The sequence below is a fragment of the Streptomyces sp. NPDC006923 genome (assembly GCF_040635655.1).
Lineage (GTDB): Bacteria > Actinomycetota > Actinomycetes > Streptomycetales > Streptomycetaceae > Streptomyces.
This window is the reverse complement of sequence record NZ_JBEYIF010000045.1, coordinates 1-9,414: the sequence shown is the minus strand read 5'-3', so window position 1 is coordinate 9,414 and position 9,414 is coordinate 1. Positions and strand designations below refer to the sequence as shown.

Here is a 9,414-nt window from a genome sequence, read left to right as displayed (position 1 = left end):
ATAGTTCGTCCGGCACGAGCCGACGCGACAGATCAACCCTCACGGTGCAACATCATGCCGCACCAGCACACGACCACGTGAGACATCCTCTTAATGCAAGTGCCGAGCTAATAATCGGATTTGAGATATCCGCGACGACGAAAGTGCATCGTGAACACTTTCTAGAGTCGGGCCCGCAATGAGGGGAAAACGGACAGCGCCGGGTGAACGAGCCCTCATAACGCAGGCGCAAGATCTCCGAGAAGGAGTTCTAAGTAGAATTTTGTTTCAGGAAATCGCGCGTCAGCCCGAAACGCGGAGTTCAATTAGCGTGGTGCGTTCGCGATCCGCTCCGGCCTCCCCATATCCGGTGAATCCCGCAGCCGGCGCGTTTATCACCGTCGTCGCGCCGTCTTCCTTCCGAACGGTTGTTTTTACCGGGTCATCCGTGGTCCATATGCCATAAGCCTGGGGGATTTCCAGCGATATGAAGGCCGGCTTGGTGGTCACTCTGAAACAGTAGCTGTGGACGTCTCCACCGTCTGAACCTTCGATTCTGATGTCCTGAGTGTCATCGCATTCCATGAAGAGCAGGTGACCGTCGCCACTCTTTAGAATCGCACCTGTCTCTTCTTCGATCTGCGACGCGTTGGGATAGGCGAAGCGTTCGACCGCCGAGGGCATGCCGCTCTCAACGGCTGTCGCAGCACCCTCGGTCCCGTCAGCGTGCGCTACGCCGAGAGTGGCCGCACCGGCCGCCAAAGCGGTAGCGAAACTCAGGCCAAGGATCTTCTTCACGCGAATATCAGACATAGTGAACCTTTCCGTGAAAATAACCAGCAATATTTGCACTGAGTGCCATATTGAGAGGAAGTAAAGCACGGCCTGAATGGCTGCTCGAATCGGCCACAAGGGTAATTTTGATCACACAAAAACCCTCAAGACTTCATACAACTTTCCCCTCTCTTCGGGCAACCGCGTGCGCGATACGTGGGGGTTCCGCTGCGCAAGCCGACAGTCACTACGGAAATATTAACCCGAAGGGTACATAACCTCGCTATGGGTTTACATATGGATGGTATCTATATTTACGCGATTTGTAGGTGCTTCTACCTTCGCTTAAGCATGAACTTCCGGGCTGACTCCGTCGCTCCCGGCGGCAAGCTGTGTGTACGATCAGAAAACTTTTCGTACAGACAACTTCACGAAACTCCGCAAGTGTGGACCTTCTGTAACACTCGCCCATTTTTTGGCCGTGCGTTCAGATTGTTCCCTCGTCAAAAGGAGCATCTAAATGAAACGTCGAAGATTTTCCAGTAGTTCGCATTTTGAAGTAATAAGAACTCGTAGAGGTCGTCGACGAGCCCTGACCGCATTGCTGTCAGCCGGCCTGTTTGCAGGACTGCTGGGCACCCCAGCCACAGCAGCGGAAACGGACCCCGCGGCGCTTCCTGAAGGCATACGTGCCGACATTGTCACGTATTGGAAAACCGGCGGCACGGGGTTGCAGGACGCTGCTGAGCAGGCATTGCTCGGTGGTGACGAGGCCATCCAAAAATTTATTCAGAACGCCGAGTCCATCCAGAACGTAGACAACCATATTGAGACCGCGCGTCTGGCGATGACCGCCGGTCCCTACGTGCGCGAAGCCGCAGTCGCAGCGCTGCAAACCACGCCGACGGAGTTGGAAGATTTCCTCAACTTCGGGTACCAGGAATCGCAGGACCTGGACAACAGGATAGAAACCGCCCGGGTGGCGACTCTGGGAGGCACCTATGTCCACGATGCGGGCGAGGCTGCGCTGCTGGGCTCCGCAGAAGAGCGCGAACAATTCCTGAGCGAAGGCCAATACTCGGCTCTCAAAACTGACAACCGAATTGACACGGCCTACTTGGCCACAAACGGAACTCCGAACGTCAGAGCAGCCGCCAAGGTCGCTTTGCAGGGAACGCCTGAGGACATCGCAGAGTTCTTGGACGTCGGACAGGTAACTGCCCGCGCCCGAGACCTTGAGCAAACCAACATCGAGGACTTGCTCAAGCAGGCGAAGGAATCCGGCAAGCAGGCTGAAGAGGCAACGAAGCAGGCAGAAGAGGCAGCCGCAAAGTCGATCCAGGCGTCGAAGCTGGCTAAGGAAGCTGCGCACGATGCTGCAGACGAGGCTGGTGCTGCTAAGGACGACGCCAAGCTAGCCGGAATCAAGGCCCGGCAGGCCGCAGATGCTGCCCAGGCCGCAGCCGAGTCCGCTCAGGTAGCCATCGGAGCAGCTGACGCTGCGAATGCCGCCGCACGGCGGGCCGCACTGGCTGCTGCGCAAACCGCTGCGGCGGCCAGCAAGGCTGCATCAGCTGCGGACGAGGCACACAAGAAGGCCATTGCGGCTGGGGCCAACGCGCAGGGCGCGGCTGCCGCACGAACGGCTGCCGGCGTCGCCCGCAAGGCTGCGGACGCGGCCGAGGCTTCGGGCCTGGCCGTCGCGAAGGCCGGGGCAGCTTCTGAAGCTGCCGCCACGGCAGCCGACAACGCCAAGGGCGCCGCTACCAATGCTCGCGCGGCGGCCGACGAAGCAATACGAGCGAACGACTACGCCGATGCCGCGGGTGCGCATTCGAGCGAGGCTCGGGCTGCGGCAGCCGACGCGCGGCGCCATGCCGACGCGGCCGACCGTGCGGCCGACCGTGCGGCCAGCCTGGCAAGACGCTCAGCGGCGGCGGCCTACGCAGCACGGGACGCCGCCAATTCAGCGGCGGGCCACGCGCGGAAAGCAGCAGAATACGCGGACGACGCCGCCGACCACGCGGGAGATTCGGCCTCTTACGCCGCCGTAGCAAAGAAGAATGCTGACCAGGCCAAGATTGCGGCCGCCGCAGCAACCACAGCGGTGAACCAGGCGAAGGGAATCTACGCCCTGGCAAGGGAAACCGAAAGCGCCGAACTCGATACCCGCACGGACGCGGCGATCGAGAGTGCTCGGTCGATGAAGGCAACTTCGGAAGCGGCAATCAAAGCCTCTGCTACCGCAGCATCTCAGGCCCGGTCCTTGTACGCCACGGCAGGCGAGCTCGCCCAGGAAGCCAGTCGGCCCGACGCCGACACGCAAGCAACGGCTGCCAGAGGGCGGCAACTGGCCATGCAGGCCATGAAGCTGCTCGGCCCCTGGCAGCAGGAGGCTGCCGCCCGCGCGCTGTCCGGCACCGAGCAAGACGTTTTGGACTACCTGCGAACCCGGTGGAAGGAGGCCGAACAGAACGACATCCGCCAGCAAGTCGTCAGCCTCAGCACTCAAAGCCTGTTCGCATCCGTCCGCACCGCCGCTGCCGAGGTTCTCGCCGGCACTCCGGAACAGATCGAAACCTTCTTCACCACGGGCCAGTACGAAGCCGGACACACCGAGATGCGGGTGGAAGTAGCCCGCCTCGCCACGGTGGGCGGCACTTACGTCAAAGAAGCCGCAACAGCAGCTCTCAAAGAAGGCACGCCCAAAGCACTCGCCACATTTCTTCAAGTTGGGCAGTACGGTCAGCAGCTTCTCGACGAACGGATTCTCACCGCCCAACTCGCCACTAACGGAAGCCCGGAGCTCAAAGCAGCTGCCACAATTGCACTGGCCGGCCCCGCAGAGCTTGTACATGAGTTTGTCACCGTCGGCCAATACATGGCGCAACGCAAGGACGACCTAGCCACCACCCACACTCATCATGTTCAAGGCCTGTTGGCCGAAGGATCGATGATTGCGGCGAAGGCCAATGAGGACGCCTGGCGTGCTGCCGAAGCTGCTGCCAAGGCCATCAACGCGGCCGCTGCGGCGGCTGAAGCCGCTGGCAAGGCGCAGACCTCTGCGCAACAGGCGGTAGAGCACGCGTCTGCCGCTGATTCCTCGGCCGACGCAGCAGAAGACAGTGCTGCCCAAGCAGCAGCGTCCGCTGTTACCGCACGAGCCGCAGCCAGTAGGGCTGACGCAGATGCCGAAGCCGCTGAAAACTCTGCGGCCAACGCAGAATTCTCTGCCGCCTACGCCCGCGAATCAGCAAAAAGGGCAGACAGGGCAAAGGATGAAGCCCACACATCTGCTCTTGCCGCAGGAAAAAGTAGAGACGAGGCAGACGCTGACGCCGCCGCCGCCTGGCAGAGGGTGCACGACCTTGCCGAAGCAGAGCTGAAAGAAGCGACCCGACGGGCTGAAGAGGAACGCAAGAAACAAGAAGGGCCCCGAAAGCCTCAGTGTGTTCCAGGACGCTTCTTTCCTGCACCCTGCCAACTTCCCATCTTCCGATGGATCTACGATGCCGCGCAACCTGGTACCACCGCACACGCAGTGGTATGGGAAATATCTGGTCTCGCTGACATTGAAAGATGCATAGAAGAGCCGGCAACCAAGGACTGCGCTTTCGCAGCTCTCAGCCTTATACCGGCGGGGAAACTCAAGCTCCTCACCAAGGTAGACGAGGGAGTCAAGGCCCTCGAATCCTCTCGGGCGGCTAGGCGCACAGTCACCTGCCTTGTCGGTGCAGCCACTTCAAATCTTTCCAGGGGGCTTCCGGAACAAGAATGTCAGAAGTTCCGGGACAAGGTGAAGAGGGTCCTCGATGAACTTCCTGCGCGAACGCCGACGGATAAAAGAACCACTGGAAGATTGCTTGACGAGAACGGTGACCCAATTCCTGAACTTCCGCCAGGGATTGAAGAGATGAAGAGCGGTGAGAAATGGTACGATGGCGAAAATAACTCGTACGATGATCCGCTGTGGGCGGAAGCGCAGAGGCGACTTTTCGGTAAGAAGGGGTTTCCGGCAAGCAAGAACGCCAAATATAAAGCCTCTTCTCACGTGGAGACGAAGTACGCGGTCTGGATGGACCAGAAAGGCATAAAGAATGCCACCGTCGTCATCAACAACAACGCAGGAGTATGCGATAAGGCACAGAACTGCATCGACGCAGTCGCAGTCATACTCCCTGTCGGTTCCACGCTGACTGTATACTTCCCCGGTGGGAAGAAAGTTTTGCGAGGAACGAGGACCTAATGGCTCTTAAGGTTCTGGGGCAAAAGCCGATATATCTGAAAAATGAGAGCGAAGTGTGTGCATATCTCGACGCATTCTTTGCTGTACGTGACAGGCTCGATGCAGTTGCGGATTTTCAGATCGTTGCTGACGTGGCGTTCGACGAATCCCAGAACGTGGCGCCGGACAACGTCTTGTCAATCGGTATTGACGATGCGTCAGGATATGGAGGGTTGATCTGGTATTGCGACGGATCGCTTGCTCGTCAGATATCTGCAGAATTCGGCCATGATCTCGCCTACAGCGCCTGGGTGTCCCTGAGTTCATCTCCGCCGGATTTCGATCCCGAAGTGGTCTCCGAGCCGGGGTGCCCGACCTTCTTTGATCGCACCAGCGTGCTGCCGCTTCCCAGAATTCGTTTGGTGGTAGAAGAATACTTCCGCGAAGGAACCGGTTTCCGGCCGACGCAGGTGCAATGGATGAAAGGTCACTACACCGGCGAAATTTGGACAGAAGATTAGGCAGAACCGCAGGTCGCTCCAACCCGCATAAATTCATGCTCCGGGCCAGTGAAACCGCTGCCCCAGACGTGTCTTTGTGTATCAGACGAGAAGGTGCAGTGCGCGGAATTTCGCACTGCACCTTCTCGTCTGTCGACCCGGACTTTCAACGCGGATGGTGTCATGCTCGTACAGCCCTCCTAAACTTTCGACAGGAATGCGTCTCCGGAAACGTGACCGCTCGGCGTGCAAATCCTCCGCCGGAAGCGACTACCGAGGAGCGAGACTTCTACGGACTTCCAGCCAGCGTTCAGCCCGGCACCGAGCGCTGGAGGCGGTCGGCCGGTGGCTGACAACCACGGATACCAGACGAAGGAGTGGCGAAGTGACGGTCACGGTCGAGGCGGCGGCCGCCGCGCCGAAGAGCGCCCCGGCAACGCTGGAGTCAGGCAGCCGCCGCCCGCCAGGCGCTCGTCGAGCGGTGGGTCGAACGCCACGGCATCGACGCCGTCCGGCGCCTGGCCGAGGCCGAGGACCCGGCCGACGCGGTCGCTGCCGACGTCACCCCGAAGAAACCACCGCACCTACGACAAGTCGTGGCGGGTGTGGGAGCGCTTCTGTGTCACCCAGGGATTCCCTCCGACTGAGGTCCCGCCCCCTCCCCCGCCCAGTGGCTCGACGGGCCAGGACCCACCCGGTACCGCTGGCGCGCCCTCGTCACCGTCCGACGCCAGCACCTGGACGCCTCCCGCTGACGCCCGACTGACGCGCGACGGCCCCGCCGGTTCTACCGAGGACATCGGCGGAGTGCCGGACGAGATAGTCCAGGCACAGTGGCAGAAGTTCCGGTCCGTGGTGAAGACGGCAAACGCGGCAAAGAAGTGAAAGGCCGGAAAGGCGCGTGCCAGGGAATCCGCACAGGCGTCCGCACAGGGGCGCGCTGTCCTCACGGAGCGCGCATGGGGCAAGAATGGGGGGCATGAGCGACAGCCCAGCCCCTCTCGCCGATCCGCACATCGCCTTCGATCCGACCGAAGGCCGCCGGGACATCGTCGTCCTCGGCTCCACCGGATCCATCGGCACCCAGGCCATCGACCTGGTCCTGCGTAATCCCGACCGCTTCCGTGTCACCGCGCTCTCCGCCGCGGGCGGCCGCGTGGCGCTGCTCGCCGAGCAGGCGCGGCGACTGCGGGTCCGCACCGTGGCGGTCGCGCGCGAGGACATCGTCCCCGTGCTGCGGGAGGCGCTGCGGGCGGAGTACGGGACGGACGAGCCGCTGCCCGAGATCCTCGCGGGGCCCGGCGCGGCCACCGAGCTGGCGGCCTCCGAGTGCCACACCGTGCTCAACGGCATCACCGGTTCCATCGGACTCGCCCCCACCCTCGCCGCGCTGAAGGCCGGCCGGACGCTCGCCCTCGCCAACAAGGAGTCGCTGATCGTCGGCGGTCCGCTGGTCAAGGCTGTCGCCAGGCCCGGCCAGATCATCCCCGTCGACTCCGAGCACGCCGCGCTCTTCCAGGCGCTCGCCGCCGGTACCCGTGCCGATGTGCGCAAGCTCGTGGTGACGGCCTCCGGCGGGCCGTTCCGGGGACGTACGAGGGCCGAGCTGGCGGATGTCACGCCCCGGGACGCCCTGGCCCACCCCACCTGGGCGATGGGCCCGGTGATCACGATCAACTCCGCGACCCTTGTCAACAAGGGCCTGGAAGTGATCGAGGCGCATCTGCTGTACGACATCCCCTTCGAGCGCATCGAGGTGGTGGTCCACCCGCAGTCGTTCGTCCACTCGATGGTGGAGTTCAGCGACGGCTCGACGCTGGCGCAGGCGACACCGCCGGACATGCGCGGGCCGATCGCCATCGGTCTCGGCTGGCCGCAGCGGGTGCCGGACGCGGCCCCGGCCTTCGACTGGACCAAGGCGTCGAGCTGGGAGTTCTTCCCGCTGGACGGCGAGGCGTTCCCGTCCGTGGCGCTCGCCAGACACGTCGGAACCCTGGGCGGCACGGCCCCCGCGGTGTTCAACGCCGCGAACGAGGAGTGCGTGGACGCGTTTCTGGCGGGACGGCTGCCGTTCAACGGCATCATGGATACGGTCACCGAGGTCGTCGCCGAACACGGCCGGCCCCCTACGGGAACGTCGCTCACGGTGGCGGACGTCCTTGAGGCGGAGACCTGGGCACGTGCCCGGGCCCGCGACATGGCAGAGAAATTCAGCGAAGAACAGCCAGCGGAGGCTCGCGCATGACGATCCTGTTGACGATTCTGGGCATCGTCCTGTTCGTGGTGGGGCTGCTCATCTCCATCGCCTGGCACGAACTGGGCCATCTCTCGACGGCCAAGCTGTTCGGCATCCGGGTGCCCCAGTACATGGTCGGTTTCGGGCCGACCATCTGGTCACGGAAGAAGGGCGAGACGGAGTACGGGATCAAGGCGATCCCGGCGGGCGGCTACATCCGCATGATCGGGATGTTCCCGCCGGGCCCCGACGGCCGGATCGAGGCCCGCTCGACGTCGCCGTGGCGCGGCATGATCGAGGACGCCCGCTCCGCCGCCTTCGAGGAGCTGGAACCGGGCGACGAGGACCGGCTCTTCTACACGCGCAAGCCGTGGAAGCGCGTGATCGTGATGTTCGCGGGTCCGTTCATGAATCTGATCCTCGCCGTTGTGATCTTCATCGGCCTCGCGATGAGCTTCGGCTTCGAGACCCAGACCACCGAGGTCGCCGGCGTCCAGAAGTGCGTGATCGCGCAGAGCGAGAAGCGGGACACGTGCGAGAAGGGTGACCCGGTCTCGCCCGCCCAGGCGGCCGGCCTCCTGAAGGGCGACAAGATCGTCGCGTTCGACGGACAGCGCGTCGACGACTGGAACACGCTCTCCGGCCTGATCCGTAAGACGATCGGCCCGGCCACCATCACCGTCGAACGGGACGGCACGGAGCGGGTGCTGCACGCCACCCTCGCCAAGAACATGGTCGCCGAGAAGGACTCCGACGGACAGGCGGTCCCGGACAAGTTCGTGCCGGCCGGTTATCTGGGCTTCGCCGCCGCCAGCGAGATCGTCCCGCTCACCTTCCCGCAGTCCGTGGACCGGATGGGCGGCATGATCGGGGACGGCGTCGAATCGATCATCGCCCTGCCCTCCAAGATCCCCGACCTGTGGAGCGCGGCCTTCGGGGACGGCCCGCGCAAGGACGACTCACCGGTCGGCGTCGTCGGCGCGGCCCGCATCGGCGGCGAGGTGATGAACCTGGACGCCCCGGCGCAGAACGTGGTCGCGGCGATGCTGTTCCTGGTCGCGGGCTTCAATCTCTCCCTCTTCCTCTTCAACATGCTGCCGCTGCTGCCGCTCGACGGCGGACATATCGCGGGGGCGCTGTGGGAGTCCCTGCGGCGCAAGCTGGCGCGGCTGTTCAAGCGGCCCGACCCGGGTCCGTTCGACGTGGCGAAGCTGATGCCGGTCGCCTATGTGGTGGCGGGGATCTTCATCTGCTTCACCCTGCTCGTCCTGGTCGCCGACGTCGTCAACCCGGTCAGGATCAGCTGAGGGTTGTCCCGTGGCCCGCTTCGGGCCGGACCGGGGTTGAACGCGCTTCGCATCAAGATCGACCGATTCTGTCTGTTTCACAGCGGCCGGACACGTTTCGTGTCCGGCCGCTTACCTTTGTGTGGACTTTTCGCATGGATGTGCTCCGGCGGTACGCGGTGGCGTAATCTCGTGGCCTGGAGCCCGCCGATCTCGGGACCTTGATCCACACCTTGGGGTTGCACAGCAGATGACTGCAATTTCTCTCGGAATGCCGTCCGTTCCGACGAAGCTCGCCGAACGCAGGGTCAGCCGCCAGATCCAGGTCGGGTCGGTGGCGGTTGGTGGGGATGCGCCGGTGTCGGTGCAGTCGATGACGACGACGCGTACGTCGGACATCGGGGCGACGTTGCA

At 63.0% G+C, this 9,414-nt stretch carries 6 protein-coding genes; 5 read left to right on the top strand and 1 reads right to left on the bottom strand.

Translation table 11 applies throughout. The features are described from left to right. Positions 1-282 precede the first annotated feature (282 nt). Positions 283-777 carry a hypothetical protein gene (locus tag ABZ707_RS33030; protein ID WP_360182521.1) on the bottom strand — a complete coding sequence of 165 codons (495 nt, stop codon included), beginning with the start codon at positions 775-777 and terminating at the stop codon, positions 283-285. Positions 778-1,273: 496 nt separating this feature from the next. Here ABZ707_RS33030 and ABZ707_RS33025 point away from each other — a divergent pair, with 496 nt between their 5' ends. The 5 genes from ABZ707_RS33025 to ABZ707_RS33005 form a co-directional block, all read left to right on the top strand. Then, entirely contained in the window at positions 1,274-4,999 is a 3,726-nt protein-coding gene (locus ABZ707_RS33025; protein WP_360182518.1) for a DddA-like double-stranded DNA deaminase toxin, read from the top strand. After that, the gene (locus ABZ707_RS33020; RefSeq protein ID WP_360182515.1) at positions 4,999-5,499 is read left to right on the top strand and encodes an Imm1 family immunity protein; all 501 of its coding nucleotides are present in this window, start codon (positions 4,999-5,001) and stop codon (positions 5,497-5,499) included. Before ABZ707_RS33025 ends, ABZ707_RS33020 begins: the two co-directional genes overlap by 1 nt. A 949-nt stretch (positions 5,500-6,448) precedes the next feature. Further along, a complete protein-coding gene (dxr, locus tag ABZ707_RS33015) occupies positions 6,449-7,723 on the top strand; it encodes a 1-deoxy-D-xylulose-5-phosphate reductoisomerase (protein WP_360182512.1) in 1,275 nt (424 codons plus the stop codon). Further along, entirely contained in the window at positions 7,720-9,021 is a 1,302-nt protein-coding gene (locus ABZ707_RS33010; protein ID WP_360182509.1) for a site-2 protease family protein, read from the top strand. Before dxr ends, ABZ707_RS33010 begins: the two co-directional genes overlap by 4 nt. Before the next feature lie 229 nt (positions 9,022-9,250). Then, on the top strand, positions 9,251-9,414 hold a 164-nt coding region (locus ABZ707_RS33005; RefSeq protein WP_360182524.1), incomplete at its 3' end, for a flavodoxin-dependent (E)-4-hydroxy-3-methylbut-2-enyl-diphosphate synthase.

Excerpts from the sequence above, each read along its gene's own strand:
- ABZ707_RS33025 (WP_360182518.1), top strand. The coding sequence starts at position 1,274 with ATGAAACGTCGAAGATTTTCCAGTAGTTCGCATTTTGAAGTAATAAGA.
- ABZ707_RS33020 (WP_360182515.1), top strand. The coding sequence starts at position 4,999 with ATGGCTCTTAAGGTTCTGGGGCAAAAGCCGATATATCTGAAAAATGAG.
- dxr (WP_360182512.1), top strand. The coding sequence starts at position 6,449 with ATGGGGGGCATGAGCGACAGCCCAGCCCCTCTCGCCGATCCGCACATC.
- ABZ707_RS33010 (WP_360182509.1), top strand. The coding sequence starts at position 7,720 with ATGACGATCCTGTTGACGATTCTGGGCATCGTCCTGTTCGTGGTGGGG.